Source organism: Halosolutus amylolyticus (genome assembly GCF_023566055.1).
Classification (GTDB): Archaea; Halobacteriota; Halobacteria; order Halobacteriales; family Natrialbaceae; genus Halosolutus; species Halosolutus amylolyticus.
Map to the genome: position 1 here is coordinate 187,465 of NZ_JALIQP010000004.1, position 14,267 is coordinate 201,731.

Consider the following 14,267-nt stretch of genomic DNA (forward strand, 5'->3'; position numbering starts at 1 on the left):
CAGACCTGCTTACCTGTTGTGGCAGCCGATCGTCTCACCAGGCGGACGGATTCTCGAGAAATCTCGCCGAGTCCCCCGAACGCGGCACGCCCTCGTTCCGGAGCCGGCCGAGAGACGCATACTGATCGGGTCGTATCCGGTCACCAGCTATACTCCGTCACTCGCGGGTCCGTGTCCGGTATCTCTCATGTACTCGTCGAGGGTTTCCGCGAGCGTCGTCGCGAACGCCTCGTCGTTGACGTCGGTCTCCATCTCGAGGAGTTCGACGTCGTCGTCGAGCGACGACCGCAGCGCATCAAACAATGCTGCGTCAGCTTCTGGGTCGTGGAAGTCCTCGCCCTCGACGTCGATCGCCGAGACACCGCCGAGCGGGAGCGCGAGCGCCGTCGGTCCCGTCGCGGCGTTGAGTTTCTCGGCGATGATCTCCCCGAGTTCGGCGTTCTCTTCGGGCGTCGTCCGCATGAGTGTCACCTGCGGGTTGTGGACGTGGAACGTCCGCCCCTCGAACGCCTCGGGCACCGACTCGCGCGGACCGAAGTTGACCATGTCGAGTGCGCCCGTCGAGACGACCTGCGGGATGCCCTCGTCGCCGGCCGCCTCGAGTCGATCCGGGCCGGCGTTGAGCACGCCGCCGACCAGTTCGTCGGCCCATTCGGTCGTCGTGACGTCCAGCACGCCGTCGATGACGCCCTCCTCGACGAGCGACTCCATCGCGCGGCCACCCGTACCGGTCGCGTGGAAGACGATCGTCTCGTAGCCCTTCTCCTCGAGTCTCTCGCGGGCCGTCTGCACGCAGGGCGTCGTGACGCCGAACATCGTGATGCCGATCGTCGGTCGGTCCTCGACCTCGACGTCGGGTTCGTTCGCGACCATCCCGACCATCGCGAGGGCGGCGTTGGCGATGACCTGCCGCGAGAGTTGATTCAGCCCCTCGATGTCGGCGACCGAGTACAGCATCATGATGTCCTGGGACCCGACGTAGGGCTCCGTATCGCCGGAAGCCATCGTCGAAACCATGAGTTTCGGAACGCCGACCGGCAACGCCCGCATCGCCGTCGTCGCGATCGAAGTGTTGCCCGACCCGCCGAGACCGAGGACGCCGTCGAGAACTCCCTCGTCGTGTAACCGCTGGGCGATTTCGGCTGCCCCGTTGCCCATCGCTTCCATCGCTTCTCCGCGATCGGCCTCTTCCTGCAGTTCCTCGAGCGTCGTCCCTGCCGCCTCGGCGACGTCGCTCGCGGACGTCTCCGCCTCGAACCCCGGTTCGCCCACGACGCCGGTGTCGACGACGTGGACGTCCACGCCCTGGGCTTCGACGACGTCCCTGGCGAAGCCGATCTCCTCGGCTTTCGTGTCCAGCGTGCCGACGATGACGACGCTCATGGATCGGATTCCCCCTCCCCGACGTGTTCTGCAGTCGGCAACTCCCCTGCCGGGACGATCTCACACTCCGGAAGGTCGGCCAGCACGTCTTCCGGCCCGGGCGGTGCGTACACGGCCAGGAGGAGCAAGGGTTCCCAGCCGGTGTTGACGGTCCCGTGTTCGACCCCTTCCGGGACGAACACCATCTCGCCCGCCGTGATCTCGCGCGTCTCGTCCGCGACCTCCTGCTCGCCCGTTCCCCGGAGGACGTAGAGTATCTCGTCGCTTTCGGGGTGGGTGTGTCGTTCGTGACCCTTGCCCGGTTTGAGTTTCACCACGCCCGCGCTGAAGCGATCGCCGCCGGTGACCGCGGGCGTGCTCAGCCACTTGAGGACGCCCCAGTCGAACACCTGGCTCTCGACGTCGTCCGGTTCGACGAAGTACGGTATCTCGGTCATGGTCAGAACTCGATCGATTTGAATTCGCGGGCCTGGTTCTCGATCGCCTCTTCGGTCGGAAGACGTTCGAGGCTGGACGCGCCGAAGAAGCCGACGACGCCCTCCGTATTGTTCAGGACGTACTCGGCGTCGTCGGGCCACGCGATCGGGCCGCCGTGACAGATGACCAGGACGTCCTCGTCGACGTCCGTGGCCGCGTCGTGGTGAGCCTGCACTCGCTCCGCGGCCGTTTCCAGGTCGAGCGCCGTTTCGGCACCGATGTCCCCCGAGGTCGTCAGCCCCATGTGCGACACGATCACGTCGGCCCCGGCTTCGGTCATCTCGCGGGCCTGGTCCTCGCTGAAGACGTACGGGCACGTCAGCATGCCCTGTTCGGACGCCTCCCGGATCATGTCGACCTCCTTGTCGTACCCCATGCCCGTCTCTTCGATGTTCTGCCGGAACTGGCTGTCCTCGTCGATGAGGCCCACCGTCGGGAAGTTCTGGACGCCCGAGAACCCGCGTCGTTTGAGGTCCTCGATGAAGACGTCCATCTGCCGGAACGGATCGGTTCCGTTGACGCCCGCGAGAACGGGCGTGTCCTCCACCACCGGCAACACCTGCCGGCCCATGTCGAGAACGATCTCGTTTGCGTCGCCGTACGGAAGCAGGCCGGCCAGCGAGCCCCGGCCGTTCATTCGGTACCGTCCCGAATTGTAGATGATCAGCAGGTCGACGCCGCCGCGCTCGGCGAACTTCGCCGACATCCCCGTCCCCGCGCCGGCGCCGACGATCGGCTCCCCGCTCGATACGGTCTCGCGTAGCCGCGTCAGCGATTCCTCGTGTGTGAATGTCATGCGATAACGTATGCCGACCATCTCCTGTCTATTCAACGTTCCTATAAATATGCTGGTACGTCAGGGCTGACACGGCTGCGGTGCCGTTACCCGCCGGGTCGCCTGAACGTGTAGGTCACGTCGTCGGCGTCGATCGTGAGCGCTCCTGCGTCGTGGTCCACCACGAGTTCAACCGCTCCGTCCTGCTCGAACTCGTGGAGCGGCATCCCCGTGCTGACGCGTCCGTTTCGCGTCACCTCGACGCGTGCGGATCCGAAGTCGATCCGAATCCGATCGTCTTCGGCGGTCACGTTCCCGGTCTCGCCGAACCGGCGCAGTTCGTCACGCACCGTTTCCCAGTTGGTGAGTGGGATGCGTGTTGCCATATGCTGGTATACGGCCACCGTGAACTACTAGTGCCGGGGTGATCAGGGTCGTTCTTCCCCGTCGACGAACGGGATCGGATGGACTCTCCGGAATAACTGGCCGACGCCCGTTATCTCCACGTTCGGACGAATCAACCTCGCAGTAGGTAGTAACACGACTTTTTTACTCGGACTGGATTGCGAAACTCGCGGTCAGTACAGGCCGAGCAGTTACCGATCTCACCAGTACCTGTCAAAAACCACGTGCTGAATACAGAGGATAAGTTCAGTGCGTCGGCTTCGTTTGTTCCACACCGAATCCGATGAACTAGCCGTTCAGTAGACCTGCATATTGACTACATCTTCATTCCAGACACCACTGAAGTAACCCAAGCGCCATATTGTGAATAGCGAGCCACCTGCACCAACTTACAACTCAACTGGCTCGTTGAGATTCGGATCGATATCGAGAATCGCGGATAGATGAGGCTGTAACTGGTCGAACTGTTCCGTTGGTTCCACGACGTTCCGTTCCGAATCGTATTCGATGACTCCTGCCGATTCTAACCTCGGAATGTGCGTGTGGGATATCGAGACTCGAATTTCCGTTAGCACCGCTTCAGAAGCGTTGGTAACTGGCGTATGATGATTGTAGGTAAGAATCGTTCTCCTGAGGTCATTCACCGTCAATGAACGCTGCTCTTCTGCGAGTACCGCCAGGATGATGCGACGGTGCTCATCACTACACAGGTCGAGAACCGTGTCGAATGTGATGCGTCTCTCGCTCATTGCGTCATCTTCAGAAACCTGCCCGAATTACTCACACTATTTAGTACCCAACATACTTTTAAGTACCCTACCGAGAGGGAGCCGATACATCGGATAGCGTACTTCCGAGGATGTGCTTGATTCCACGCCGGAGTCTGGATGCGACGGCCTGCTGTGTGATACCGAGTTCGTCGCCGATTTCTTTCATCGTTGCTTCACGCGGGGATTCGAAGTAGCCGCGCTCGTAGGCGAGCACCAACGCTTCTTGCTGGGTATCGGTCAGTGCAGCCTCGGTAGCCGTCTCGATTGGCGTGAGCGCGCGCAGTTTCGTGATCATGATCGGGATGCCTACCTCCCGACACCGGGGTTGGAAATCAGCAATATCACCACGGGTGTCACCACGAATATCGAACGTCCACTGCTTGTTCGTCCCGACGGCTTCGATGAGCGTGACCTGCGTCTCAGTCAGCGTGGTTAATACGTCGTCGTAATCCATCGCCCACTCGACGCGCAACAGATGCTCGTCTTCGACGGAGTCGACGAACTGGATTTCCTTCACGCCCGGGTGCTCCGAGAACGCCCCTTCGACATCGTCAACAGCGGTTCCCCGAACCCAGAAGTACGGGATCACCACGTCTCGGGCAGGGATAATCCGCTCCAGTTCGACCGACACATCCGGCAGTTTCTCGAACACCGTCCCTAGCGGGAATTTCTCGGACGGTACCGTAAAGGAAGCCTCTGTAGCCATCGTCCAAACGGAGGTGCCCTGAGCGTAAATACCCACCACGAGGCTATATAACCGAGTCACGAACAGATTCGCGTTTCATGTTGGCCACCGACTCGGTATGTATTTGCCCTGTACTGAGCGATCACCTCTTCACAAATCGATTCTCCACCCGTGCAGCATTCGCGTTGTGTATCTCGCATACCTCACTCGGTCTCTCCAACAGTTGTCAGAAAGCGCGTGCAAGATACAGAGAATGAGTTCTGCACGACGACTTCGTTTGTTTCACGCCGAAATCGGTGAACCATCCGCACACTACACGTGCTTATGTACCGGTAGGTTCGCGCACAATGGGTTCGAGATACTGTCTCTATTCGCTAAATACCTCTAATACATCTTCCAGCCATTGTTGGACTGATTCATGGCCATGATATCGGATGGTGTTACTTCGATGCTCAAACTCCAGCCACCCTCTTGATTGCAGTTTTGGCAGATGGGTATGTCTGAGCAGGAGTGATAGTTCTTCACGGTCTTTATTTGGAACTCGCGCCCCGATGTGAGCGACCAATTCATCGACCGTAGCGGTCTTTCCGCTACTGTGATTTTCGAAATAGTGGATAGTCTCCCGCCGGACACTCTCACCCAGCGTATCCATAAGCTGGTCTATCATCGGTGCCTTATCTGGATAGCATCCCGCGGAATCCATGTTGCCAGTTACCACACAAGGATCAATAAAGCATATGTAAATAATCATATGTGAGTCCTCTTCTTCTCGATTCAGGCAGTACAGTTTTGGCCCGCACTGAACACTACTCATCCTGTACTGAGCGTTCGACTCGCCACGCTGATCGCGCTCACCCGAGTGGCACATTCGCGCCCTGAGTTCAGCATTCACCAAACGAACTATTCGACAGCTGTCAGAATCACCGTGACCGATTCAGAGGATGTAGTCAGCAGTAGCGAAACAGTCCAGTTCGGAACGGACGCCCGATGCCCCTCGAACGGTTCTCGGCCCCGACGAGCGCTCAAAATCCGGGCTCATGGTGTCCGGTCGTAAAGCTATCAATCGCTACGTCTCGACAGCATTAAGGGAGACAGCCATCCGCTGTCGATGTGGTTCGAACCCGAGTTTCTCGTAGTACGCCATTGCTCGTTCGTTATCCGCTTCCACGCCGAGTGAGAGTTCGCCACAGCCTTCCTCACGTGCATACTGCATCGCCCGGGAAACGAGATGGTCGGCAAGCCCCGATCCTCTGTAGGTGGTGCCGACGTACAGGTTTCCGATGAAGAGCCGTTCCGGCGGGTCAAGGAACCGGTCACTCGGTTCGAGTCCGGCATTCAGCCAACCGGCGAACACGGCGTCAGTCTCGGCGAGGGAGGCTGTCGCGTCTTCACTATCGTCGAGAGCAACCCAACATCGCCTGTCCGGCACGTCGTACTCTTCGAGGAGTTCCTCGACCAGTGCGTTCCGGTCGATGTCCTGACTGAGGTGGTGCTCACCGACGGCGGCACCGAGATCTCGCCAGAATGGGAACCAACACTCCTCAACGAACCGGTGCATGACGTCTTCTTCGACCCGGACCCGGCGGAGGTGGACTGACGAGTGAGCACCGGTCATCGGTTCACTGGCACTGACGTCCAGCGTGACATCTTGCAACGGCACACGCATCCCGAAGCCCTGGACCTCGAAGCCACGCTTCTCGCAGTAGGCCATCGCCCGCTCGTTCTCGGTCGCGACGTCGAGTGTCAGCTCTGCACACCCGTCCTCTCGCGCCTGCTGTCTCACGCGTGCCATCAGGTCATCGGCGAGACCTGTCCCCCGATAGGATTTCCGCACCCAGATATCACTGACGTGGAGCCTGTCAGGCCAGTCGAAATATTGCGGAGACGGCTCAAGCCGTGTCTGCACGAACCCGGCGACCGTCGCGTCGTCTGCCGACAGTGACACCGGTGGGTCGTCACCGGCGTCGAGAGCGACCCACAACCGGTTCGATGGTGAATCGAGCAGGTCGAGGTGGAACTCGACTACCTCCTGTCTATCGAGGTCGTCGATCAGGGAATGCGAGTCCACCGTTTCACTCAACTCCTCGTGATAGGGAATCCAGCACATCTCACTGTAGCGCCGGAGGGCGTCCGCTTCGGTGCGAACCCGACGAATATGCATACAGGCACGTCAGATCGCCCACCCTTGAGCATTAGGGTCGTGTGTCAGTGCCTTACGTGGGGCCATAGGACTGTACGGAAGCACTTGAAACACCAGTTTGGTAGCCGGTAGCGGTCACTCCGCGAGAGTGCTGTTCAAACGAGGCGGTGGGGACTAACGGGATTATCGCGTAACCGATATGCGCTATCTATTCAGCAGACCTCGATCGAACCACTGAATCACTGTCAAGAGCGGCGTGTTGCATAGAGAGGGTGAGTACAGCAGCGAAGTTGAGTGCGGTTGGTCGCAGATCCTGCACTAGTTGACACTGTATAGATATAAATAGATCGCACAGACAGCAAGTATCGCTTCAGCAGCTTTTGTAATAATCGCGATCGGATTGATGGTTCCTTCCACGTAGAACGCTTCTACACCCCATCCCTGTATCGCGAAGAGCGCGAGAATCGTTACGATCGAGTAGAGGGCCGCGACAAGAAAGAGCCACCGGCGCCAAAACCGGGATAGATACAGAATTGCCCCTCCTACAAAGCCGAGTCCGTTGAGAATGAAAAGAACAGCAAGTAGCACACTAAACTCGATAGCGTTCGTAGATGCCAACAAATGTAGAACGCCCGTTATGAGTGCCATGAGTACAGCGAGATACCCGATTGGGTTGGACGGACGGGTGAACGTCGAAGCCGAGTTCGTTGTACGGTTCGTTTCCATAGTTGCAATATGCACAGTACAATCAAAAATATGCTGGTGTGATCATCGAATCAGCATCGTGAAACTCGGGACATAACTGTTCCATCTGCGCTATATGTTCAGCACGGGGTACTGAACATTATCTGAACTGACACAAACTTCGACGCTCCGTTCGCAGTCGGATTTTCCGGATCGAGCGGTGCAGTTTCAGTCACTGTTCCGAATAGCGAACTCGTGCTCCCGACTGCTGCCGGGATCGCGACTACCGTCGCTATTCTGTTGCCGGATCGCTACCACCGATCTGCGCACCGTCGGTCCCAGCGCGTGCGAGAATCACGTCCCCGTCGAGTCCTCGATCGGCGATCGCGTTCCGGGCCGCGCCCGCAGCCTCGTCGGCGTGTGCCGCGTCGGTGACGCCGTAGACCACCGGTCCCCACGAGGACTGGCCGACGCCGGTCAGGACCGGACAGGCCTCGAGCGCCTCGACGAGTTCGCCTGCCGGCGGCCGGAAGACGCCGCCCTGGGCGTCCGCGTACCACGCGCCGTTCTTGCGGCCAATCTCGGCGATCGCCTCGCCGAACGCCTCGAGGCGGCCCTCCGCGGCGGCCGGGAGCAGCGTCCGGGTGACGACGCCGGCGATCTCGTCGGCGATCGCCGGATCGGCGCGCTCGACGACGGCGCGCATGCTGGCGTCCTCTTCCTCGCCGTTGCGGCCGGGGTCGGCGTCGGGGACGACGACGAGGAATCGCCACTCGGGGGGCAGGTCGTGGCGGGCGACGACGGGCGGGACCGTCCAGTCGCCCTCCGCGGGCGGGTCGGTAGTGAACCGGCTCGTCGGGTGGCCGGCGTCGACGACGAAGCCGCCGTCCTCGAAGGTCGCGACGCCGATGCCGCTCCTGCCGCCGCGTCCCATCGCAGGCGCGCGTTCGCGAACCCGCGGATCGCGGCCGTGGGCCCGTGCGGTCGCCGTCAGGATCGACAGGGCGAGCTGGGTGCCGCTTCCCAGCCCGACGTGCCGGGGCAGGCGCTCCTCGAGTTCGATCGCGACGCCGGGAACGTCGAGCACGGCCGCTGCTCGCTCCGCGTACTCCCGGACCAGCGGGTCATCGGTCTCGACGCCGGACGCGGGTTCGGCGGTGACGGTCACCCGCGGCTCCGCGAGGCCGAGCCCGATCCCGCCATAGAGGCGCTCGCGGGCGAGCGAGAGGTTCTGGAAGCCGACGTGGAGCCGTGCACCCGCACTCACCGTGATCGTCGCCATGTCAGTGTCGGCGGGTAGGCAAGCCCACCGGAAGGGGGTTTCGACGCTGGCAATCACTGGCGGGAGCGGGGCGTGCAGCCGCGGTGGCCGTGAGGGGCTGGCGCTCGCGACACCAGCGATCGGCGCGATTATATCGCCCGCGGCGACACGCTCGACCAATGGCAGACGCCTCGGTCGTCGTCCCTGCCTGCGAGGAGGCCGATCGGCTCGATCGGACCCTGGACGCGCTCGCGACCCAGCGCTTCGACGGGGCACTCGAGGTGATCGTGGTCGCTACCGGGCGGGAGACGCTCGCGGTCGCCCGCGACCACCCCCGGGTCGATCGGGCGCTGGTCGACGAGCGATGCGACGGGCCCGGCCCGGCCCGGAACCTCGGCGCGAGCGTCGCGAGCGGCGACGTGCTGTGTTTCACGGACGCGGACACGATCGTTCCGTCGACCTGGGTTCGCCGCCACTACCGCCACTACGCGATCCCGACCGTCGTCGGCGTCGGCGGGCCGCTCCGGGCCGGCACGGACGATCCCCTGCATCCGCTCGCCTTTCGCGTCCTCTCGGACTGGTGGTACCGGCTCAGCTGGCCCGTCGGCTTCGTCCAGCAGCCGGGGCCGAACTGCAGCGTCCGCCGATCGGCCTTCGAGGCGATCGATGGCTTCGACGAGTCCCTCGCCTTCCTCGAGGATACGGACCTCTCCCTCCGGCTCAAACGGCGGGGGACGGTCGTCTACGATCACACCTGTCCCGTGGCGACCTCACCCCGTCGGCAGGAGCGGGAGGGGTACGTCGGCCTCTTCCTCACGAACCTGGTGGGCTATCTCCGGTACGCGCTCCCCGGAACGACCCCGATCCGGCCGTACTTTTAGCCCGATCGGCGGAGGGGGTCCGACCCAATCGTTTACTATCCCTGCGGTGGTCAGGGCTGGTACCAAATGGCACAACACACGGATCGAATCCCGGTCACCGTGCTCAGCGGGTATCTCGGTGCCGGAAAGACCACCCTCGTCAATCACGTCCTGTCGAATCCGGGTGGACGCGAGATCGCCGTCATCGTCAACGACATGGGAGAAGTAAACGTCGACGCGGACCTGATCGCCCGCGAAAACGAGGACGACGGCATCGTCGATCTCTCGAACGGCTGTATCTGCTGTCGGCTGCAGGGAGATCTACTCGAGGAAGCCCGACGACTCGCGCAGGAACGGGAGTTCGAGTACCTGCTCGTCGAATCCTCCGGGATCAGCGAACCGATCCCCGTGGCCCAGGTGTTCACCGAGGGAACCGACGCGAGCGACATCGATCCGACGGAACGCTTCCGGCTCGACACCATGGTGACCGTCCTCGACACGTACGGGTTCTGGAAGGAGTTTGACGCCGGCGAAACGCTTCCGGAGCACGCCCAGCCCGACGAGCGGCGACCGCTGAGCGAGGTTCTCGTCGAGGGAATCGAGTTCTGTGACGTGCTCCTGATGAACAAGACCGACATGGTTCCCGACGACGTCGTCGACGAAATCGAGACCGTCGTCGATCGGCTCCAGCCCCGGGCCGAGCGGGTCCGCACGAGTTACTGCGAGGTCGACCCGGACCTCGTGCTGGGGACCGGCCGCTTCGACTTCGAGGAGGCGAAACGATCGCAGGGGTGGAAACGCGAACTCCGCGGTGAGGGGCACGGTCACGACCACGGCGAGACAGACGCTGCCGGACACGACGGTCACGCTCACGAGCAGCGCGCCGCCGATCTCCACGGCGTCTCGTCGTTCGTCTTTCGCGCCGACGCGCCGTTTCGGCCCGACGAACTGGCCGACTGGCTCGAAGAGTGGGACGGCTCGATCGTCCGGGCGAAAGGCGTCTGTCACGTCGCCGGTCACGACGAGGTGATCGGGCTCAGCCAGGCCGGTCCGGCGGTGCAGGCGGGGCCGATCGGCGAGTGGCGACCCGACGACGATCGGCGGACCCAGCTGGTGTTCATCGGCAGGGGGATGGACGAAGAACGGATCCGAGAAGAACTCGAGGCGATGGTCGTCGACGCGGCGGCGGGGATCGAGGACGAGGAGTGGACGGAGCCGTTCCCGCTATGACTCGAGTTCGTCGCTCAGTTCGTCCCAGGACTCGTGAAAGCCGTGGGTCGACTGGGTCGTCGCTTCCGCGATCGCGTTCTGGTAGACGTCGTCGTACTCGAGCAGCTGCCCCCATCCGTCGGTGAACGAGTAGTTACAGTACTGGCACATGGCGCGGGATAGCACCGTCGCCGACATACGCTTTTCCGTCCTCGCTTCCGAACCCGTCCGCTCGAACTGGAGACGATCGATCGTGGGTGCCGATTCGACGGGCGATCCAACAGACTCATATCCGTGTGCCATCGAGGGGCGCTATCTGACGGCTTCCGCCGGGAGAACGACCAATGAATACGAATCGAAACGGCGCGTACGTTGGCAGTGCGACAGACGTCGTCGAACGATCCTGTGATCACTGCGACTGGCACGCAGTCGACGATAGCTATCCCGCCCTGATCAAGCGGTACCAGAACCACCTTCGAGCAGACCACCCGCGAGTCTGGCTTCGCCGATAGCAGTCGGAACGGGTGTCTCGCATTTCTCACGAGAACCAGAGGTCCGCGACGAGAACGTGAAAGAACCAGCCCACGAGCGCGAGGGATCCGGTTACGAGCAGGAGAGGCGGGTGACGAAGGTAGTGGAGAACGCCGATACCGACGGCGAGAAACCAGAGGACGATAGAGGGTCGTTTCACACCTGTCGGTTCTTCAGCAAGTTGTTATCGATCGTTGCGGGTTCGCTACTCAACGCATCGGCTCTCCGCGCTGTGGACGGCGATCGACGACGCGGAAAAAAGTGATCCTGTTGCGGATCAGGGTTCGAGCAGGACTTTGGTGACGCCTTCCTCGCGATCGTCGAACTTCTGGTACATCTCGGGTGCCTCCTCGAGGTCGACGCGATGCGAGACGACCCAGCTCGGGTCGGCGCGACCCTCGATGATCATGTCCCGCAGCTGGCGGTTGTACTGCTTGACGTTACACTGACCGGTGCCGAACTTGTGGCCCTTCTCGAAGAGTTTCCCGAAGTCGATGCCGAGTCGGCCCTGGGCCGCCATCTCGTCGGGAGCACCCGGGTCGGACGGGACGTACAGCCCCGGAACGCCGATCTCGCCGGTCGGCCGGACCGTCTGGATCAACTGGTTGAGTACGACGGCCGGGTTCTCGCGAGCGGGATCGTACGCGTCGTCGCCTGGATCCGTCTCGGGATCGATCGCCTGGTAGCCGACCGCGTCGACCCCCTTGTCGACCTCGTCGCCGTGTTCCTCGACGATCTGGTCGACGGGATCGCCCTCTTCGAAGTTGATCGCGTGCGCGTCGCAGTGATCTTCCGCGAGTTCGAGCCTGCTCGGGACCCGATCGACGACGTAGATCTCCGAGGCTCCCTGGATCTTCGCGCTGTAGGCGGCCATCAGCCCGACCGGCCCGCCCCCGTAGATCGCGATCGATTCGCCGGGGTTCAGGTTCGCCAGCCGCGTCCCGTGCCACCCCGTCGGGAAGATGTCCGCGAGCAGCGAGAACGCGTCCTCGTGTTCGTCGCCCTCGGGGAGTTTGAGCGCGTTGAAGTCGGCGTAGGGGACGCGGAGTTTCTCGGCCTGGCCACCTTTGTACGGCCCCATCGCGACGTAGCCGTACGCGCCGCCGGCGAAGCCGGGGTTGACGTTGGTACAGAATCCCGTATAGCCGTCCTCACAGTTCTGACAGAAGCCACAGGCGACGTTGAACGGCATCACGACGCGATCGCCCTCTTCGAGCGTGGTGACCGCGTCACCGACCTCGCTGATGATTCCCATGTTCTCGTGTCCGAAGACGATGCCCGGGTCCGCGGCGGTTCGGCCCTCGTACATGTGGAGGTCCGACCCACAGATACACGTCGTCGTGATGTCGACGAGGACGTCGTTCGGATGCTGGATCTCGGGTTCGTCCACTTCTTCGACCGCCACGTCGTGCGGCCCCTTGTATACGACAGCGTTCATTGACATTAGTTATCGCACCACTGGGTCACACCACGATCGATACTGTAAACCTTCTTGTGAACCTCCAGCGGGCCGTTGCTAACAACTCTCGTACCTGTCGAGCGGATCGATCGATCGCGACAGTGGTCCGACCACGTACACTGACGGATCGTCACACGAAAGGAATGCGTATGGAACTCACGCGAGCCCTTGCCGCGGACGCCGGACTGACCTGCGTGGTCGGCGCGGGGGGCAAGAAGTCGACCCTCTACGCGCTCGCCGATCGGCTCGATCGGGCGGTCCTCACGGCGACCGTCCGCATTCCGATCTTCGATCGACAGGTCGCGACGGTACGGGTGACGGACGATCCAGTAGGCGCGCTGGCGGCACGTCGTGGGAGCGGCGGGGGAGCGCAGGAGTGGCCGCTCGGACTCGTCGCCGATCGGGAGGGAGACAGGTACGTCGGCTACGATCCCGCGACCGTCGACGAAATCGGGGCCGCGGACGCCCCGGAGCACGTCCTGGTCAAGGCCGACGGGGCCCGGACGCGGTTTCTCAAAGCGCCCGGCGACCACGAACCGCAACTGCCCGCGACCGTCGATACGGTCATCGCTATCGCCAGCGTCCACGCCGTCGGTGAACCGCTCGACGAGGGAGTCGTCCACCGGCCCGATCGCGTCGCCGCGGTCACCGGTCGAACGCCGGGCGAGCCGATCGAGCCCGCGGACGTCGCGGCGATTCTGACGAGTCTCGACGGCGGCCTGAAAGACGTCCCCGACGACGCCACCTACGTCCCGCTCCTGAACATGGTCGACGACGAGGCGGACCTGGCCGTCGCTCGCGAGGTCAGTCGACGGGTCCTCGATCGGAGTGACGGGGCGGACGGGCGCGTCGATCGGGTCGTCCTGACGAGCATGATCGCCGACGAGCCGCTGGTCGAGGTCCGCGAGTGACTGCGGGGGAAACCGGCACCCGGAGCGTCCTCGAGCCAGGTTCTTATACGACGGGTCCGCCTAGCGACGAGTATGGGATCCACCAGTACCGGTCGCGGGTCACTCGGGGGCGTCGTCCTGGCGGGCGGCTACTCGACCCGTTTCGGCGAGACCGACAAGGCCGTCGCCGACCTCGCCGGCGAACCGATGATCCGGCGGGTCGTCGATCGACTCGCAACGGTCGCGGACGACGTCGTCATCAACTGCCGGGACGAACAGGTCGATGCGATCCGGGACGCACTATCGGGCTGTGACACCGCGATACGGTACGCGACCGATCCCGTTCCCGATCGGGGTCCGCTCGCCGGAATCAGGACCGGTCTCGACGCCGTCGACCGGGAGTACGCGGCGGTCGTGGCCTGTGACATGCCGTTCGTCGATCCCGACCTGCTCGCGTTGCTTGCCGATCGGGCCGACGGTCACGACGGCGCGGTCGTCCAGCTCGAGGACGGCTGGTACCAGACGACGCAGGCGGTCTACCGGGCTAGCACGGTTGCGGACGCCTGCGAGGCGGCACTCGACTCCGAGGACACCCGCATCCTGGCCGCACTCGATCACGTCGACGTCGTCACCGTTCCCGAGGACGACCTCGACGAGATCGACCCGGCCACCTTCGAGAGCATCGACACCCGGGAGGCGCTCGCGGACGCCGAACGGCAGTTCGAGGCGTAGCGAGCG

At 62.8% G+C, this 14,267-nt stretch carries 18 protein-coding genes; 5 read left to right on the plus strand and 13 right to left on the minus strand.

The features are described from left to right. Positions 1 to 147: 147 nt before the first annotated feature. The 10 genes from MUN73_RS16215 to MUN73_RS16255 all read right to left on the minus strand — a co-directional run bounded on the left by MUN73_RS16215 (position 148) and on the right by MUN73_RS16255 (position 8,601). Positions 148 to 1,383, minus strand: coding sequence for a Tm-1-like ATP-binding domain-containing protein (locus tag MUN73_RS16215; protein ID WP_250141553.1), 1,236 nt, complete (start codon positions 1,381 to 1,383; stop codon positions 148 to 150). Then, a complete protein-coding gene (locus tag MUN73_RS16220) occupies positions 1,380 to 1,820 on the minus strand; it encodes a cupin domain-containing protein (protein WP_250141554.1) in 441 nt (146 codons plus the stop codon). The genes MUN73_RS16215 and MUN73_RS16220 overlap by 4 nt, the downstream gene beginning before the upstream one ends. A gap of 2 nt (positions 1,821 to 1,822) precedes the next feature. Continuing rightward, the gene (locus tag MUN73_RS16225) at positions 1,823 to 2,656 is read right to left on the minus strand and encodes a phosphoenolpyruvate hydrolase family protein (protein ID WP_250141555.1); all 834 of its coding nucleotides are present in this window, start codon (positions 2,654 to 2,656) and stop codon (positions 1,823 to 1,825) included. An 86-nt stretch (positions 2,657 to 2,742) separates the two neighbouring features. Further along, positions 2,743 to 3,021, minus strand: coding sequence for a hypothetical protein (locus MUN73_RS16230; RefSeq protein ID WP_250141556.1), 279 nt, complete (start codon positions 3,019 to 3,021; stop codon positions 2,743 to 2,745). Positions 3,022 to 3,429: 408 nt separating this feature from the next. Then, the gene (locus MUN73_RS16235) at positions 3,430 to 3,789 is read right to left on the minus strand and encodes a DUF7344 domain-containing protein (protein WP_250141557.1); all 360 of its coding nucleotides are present in this window, start codon (positions 3,787 to 3,789) and stop codon (positions 3,430 to 3,432) included. A gap of 67 nt (positions 3,790 to 3,856) precedes the next feature. After that, on the minus strand, positions 3,857 to 4,516 hold the full coding sequence (locus MUN73_RS16240; RefSeq protein ID WP_250141558.1) for a helix-turn-helix domain-containing protein: 660 nt from the start codon (positions 4,514 to 4,516) through the stop codon (positions 3,857 to 3,859). A gap of 346 nt (positions 4,517 to 4,862) precedes the next feature. Further along, a complete protein-coding gene (locus tag MUN73_RS22785; RefSeq protein WP_425492734.1) occupies positions 4,863 to 5,363 on the minus strand; it encodes a DUF7344 domain-containing protein in 501 nt (166 codons plus the stop codon). 198 nt (positions 5,364 to 5,561) lie between these two features. Beyond that, positions 5,562 to 6,656, minus strand: a complete 1,095-nt coding sequence (locus tag MUN73_RS16245; RefSeq protein WP_250141559.1) for a GNAT family N-acetyltransferase — start codon at positions 6,654 to 6,656, stop codon at positions 5,562 to 5,564. A gap of 297 nt (positions 6,657 to 6,953) precedes the next feature. Next, entirely contained in the window at positions 6,954 to 7,361 is a 408-nt protein-coding gene (locus tag MUN73_RS16250; RefSeq protein ID WP_250141560.1) for a DUF7475 family protein, read from the minus strand. 250 nt (positions 7,362 to 7,611) lie between these two features. Next, the gene (locus MUN73_RS16255; RefSeq protein ID WP_250141561.1) at positions 7,612 to 8,601 is read right to left on the minus strand and encodes a beta-ribofuranosylaminobenzene 5'-phosphate synthase family protein; all 990 of its coding nucleotides are present in this window, start codon (positions 8,599 to 8,601) and stop codon (positions 7,612 to 7,614) included. Positions 8,602 to 8,759: 158 nt separating this feature from the next. Here MUN73_RS16255 and MUN73_RS16260 point away from each other — a divergent pair, with 158 nt between their 5' ends. Both MUN73_RS16260 and MUN73_RS16265 read left to right on the plus strand, forming a co-directional pair. Continuing rightward, positions 8,760 to 9,461 (plus strand): glycosyltransferase, encoded by a 702-nt coding sequence (locus MUN73_RS16260; RefSeq protein ID WP_250141562.1) that lies wholly within the window; start codon positions 8,760 to 8,762, stop codon positions 9,459 to 9,461. Positions 9,462 to 9,527: 66 nt separating this feature from the next. Then, positions 9,528 to 10,670 carry a CobW family GTP-binding protein gene (locus MUN73_RS16265; protein ID WP_250141563.1) on the plus strand — a complete coding sequence of 381 codons (1,143 nt, stop codon included), beginning with the start codon at positions 9,528 to 9,530 and terminating at the stop codon, positions 10,668 to 10,670. On the opposite strand, the gene MUN73_RS16270 is transcribed toward MUN73_RS16265, so the two are convergent. Next, the gene (locus MUN73_RS16270) at positions 10,665 to 10,820 is read right to left on the minus strand and encodes a hypothetical protein (protein WP_250141564.1); all 156 of its coding nucleotides are present in this window, start codon (positions 10,818 to 10,820) and stop codon (positions 10,665 to 10,667) included. The genes MUN73_RS16265 and MUN73_RS16270 overlap by 6 nt on opposite strands. A 173-nt stretch (positions 10,821 to 10,993) precedes the next feature. Here MUN73_RS16270 and MUN73_RS16275 point away from each other — a divergent pair, with 173 nt between their 5' ends. After that, positions 10,994 to 11,161, plus strand: coding sequence for a hypothetical protein (locus tag MUN73_RS16275; protein ID WP_250141565.1), 168 nt, complete (start codon positions 10,994 to 10,996; stop codon positions 11,159 to 11,161). Positions 11,162 to 11,187: 26 nt separating this feature from the next. On the opposite strand, the gene MUN73_RS16280 is transcribed toward MUN73_RS16275, so the two are convergent. Next, positions 11,188 to 11,340: a hypothetical protein gene (locus tag MUN73_RS16280; RefSeq protein WP_250141566.1), complete on the minus strand. Its 153-nt coding sequence runs from the start codon at positions 11,338 to 11,340 to the stop codon at positions 11,188 to 11,190. A 117-nt stretch (positions 11,341 to 11,457) separates the two neighbouring features. Continuing rightward, a complete protein-coding gene (locus MUN73_RS16285; protein ID WP_250141567.1) occupies positions 11,458 to 12,618 on the minus strand; it encodes a glutathione-independent formaldehyde dehydrogenase in 1,161 nt (386 codons plus the stop codon). Positions 12,619 to 12,788: 170 nt separating this feature from the next. On the opposite strand from MUN73_RS16285, the gene yqeC reads away from it, so the two are divergent. Both yqeC and mobA read left to right on the plus strand, forming a co-directional pair. Further along, positions 12,789 to 13,550, plus strand: coding sequence for a selenium cofactor biosynthesis protein YqeC (gene yqeC, locus MUN73_RS16290; RefSeq protein ID WP_250141568.1), 762 nt, complete (start codon positions 12,789 to 12,791; stop codon positions 13,548 to 13,550). Between the two features lie 72 nt (positions 13,551 to 13,622). Next, on the plus strand, positions 13,623 to 14,261 hold the full coding sequence (gene mobA / locus MUN73_RS16295) for a molybdenum cofactor guanylyltransferase (protein WP_250141569.1): 639 nt from the start codon (positions 13,623 to 13,625) through the stop codon (positions 14,259 to 14,261). Positions 14,262 to 14,267 lie beyond the last annotated feature (6 nt).

Coding starts and splice junctions, on each gene's coding strand:
- MUN73_RS16215 (WP_250141553.1), bottom strand. CDS start 1,383: ATGAGCGTCGTCATCGTCGGCACGCTGGACACGAAAGCCGAGGAGATC.
- MUN73_RS16220 (WP_250141554.1), bottom strand. CDS start 1,820: ATGACCGAGATACCGTACTTCGTCGAACCGGACGACGTCGAGAGCCAG.
- MUN73_RS16225 (WP_250141555.1), bottom strand. CDS start 2,656: ATGACATTCACACACGAGGAATCGCTGACGCGGCTACGCGAGACCGTA.
- MUN73_RS16230 (WP_250141556.1), bottom strand. CDS start 3,021: ATGGCAACACGCATCCCACTCACCAACTGGGAAACGGTGCGTGACGAA.
- MUN73_RS16235 (WP_250141557.1), bottom strand. CDS start 3,789: ATGAGCGAGAGACGCATCACATTCGACACGGTTCTCGACCTGTGTAGT.
- MUN73_RS16240 (WP_250141558.1), bottom strand. CDS start 4,516: ATGGCTACAGAGGCTTCCTTTACGGTACCGTCCGAGAAATTCCCGCTA.
- MUN73_RS22785 (WP_425492734.1), bottom strand. CDS start 5,363: ATGTGCCACTCGGGTGAGCGCGATCAGCGTGGCGAGTCGAACGCTCAG.
- MUN73_RS16245 (WP_250141559.1), bottom strand. CDS start 6,656: ATGCATATTCGTCGGGTTCGCACCGAAGCGGACGCCCTCCGGCGCTAC.
- MUN73_RS16250 (WP_250141560.1), bottom strand. CDS start 7,361: ATGGAAACGAACCGTACAACGAACTCGGCTTCGACGTTCACCCGTCCG.
- MUN73_RS16255 (WP_250141561.1), bottom strand. CDS start 8,601: ATGGCGACGATCACGGTGAGTGCGGGTGCACGGCTCCACGTCGGCTTC.
- MUN73_RS16260 (WP_250141562.1), top strand. CDS start 8,760: ATGGCAGACGCCTCGGTCGTCGTCCCTGCCTGCGAGGAGGCCGATCGG.
- MUN73_RS16265 (WP_250141563.1), top strand. CDS start 9,528: ATGGCACAACACACGGATCGAATCCCGGTCACCGTGCTCAGCGGGTAT.
- MUN73_RS16270 (WP_250141564.1), bottom strand. CDS start 10,820: ATGTGCCAGTACTGTAACTACTCGTTCACCGACGGATGGGGGCAGCTG.
- MUN73_RS16275 (WP_250141565.1), top strand. CDS start 10,994: ATGAATACGAATCGAAACGGCGCGTACGTTGGCAGTGCGACAGACGTC.
- MUN73_RS16285 (WP_250141567.1), bottom strand. CDS start 12,618: ATGAACGCTGTCGTATACAAGGGGCCGCACGACGTGGCGGTCGAAGAA.
- yqeC (WP_250141568.1), top strand. CDS start 12,789: ATGGAACTCACGCGAGCCCTTGCCGCGGACGCCGGACTGACCTGCGTG.
- mobA (WP_250141569.1), top strand. CDS start 13,623: ATGGGATCCACCAGTACCGGTCGCGGGTCACTCGGGGGCGTCGTCCTG.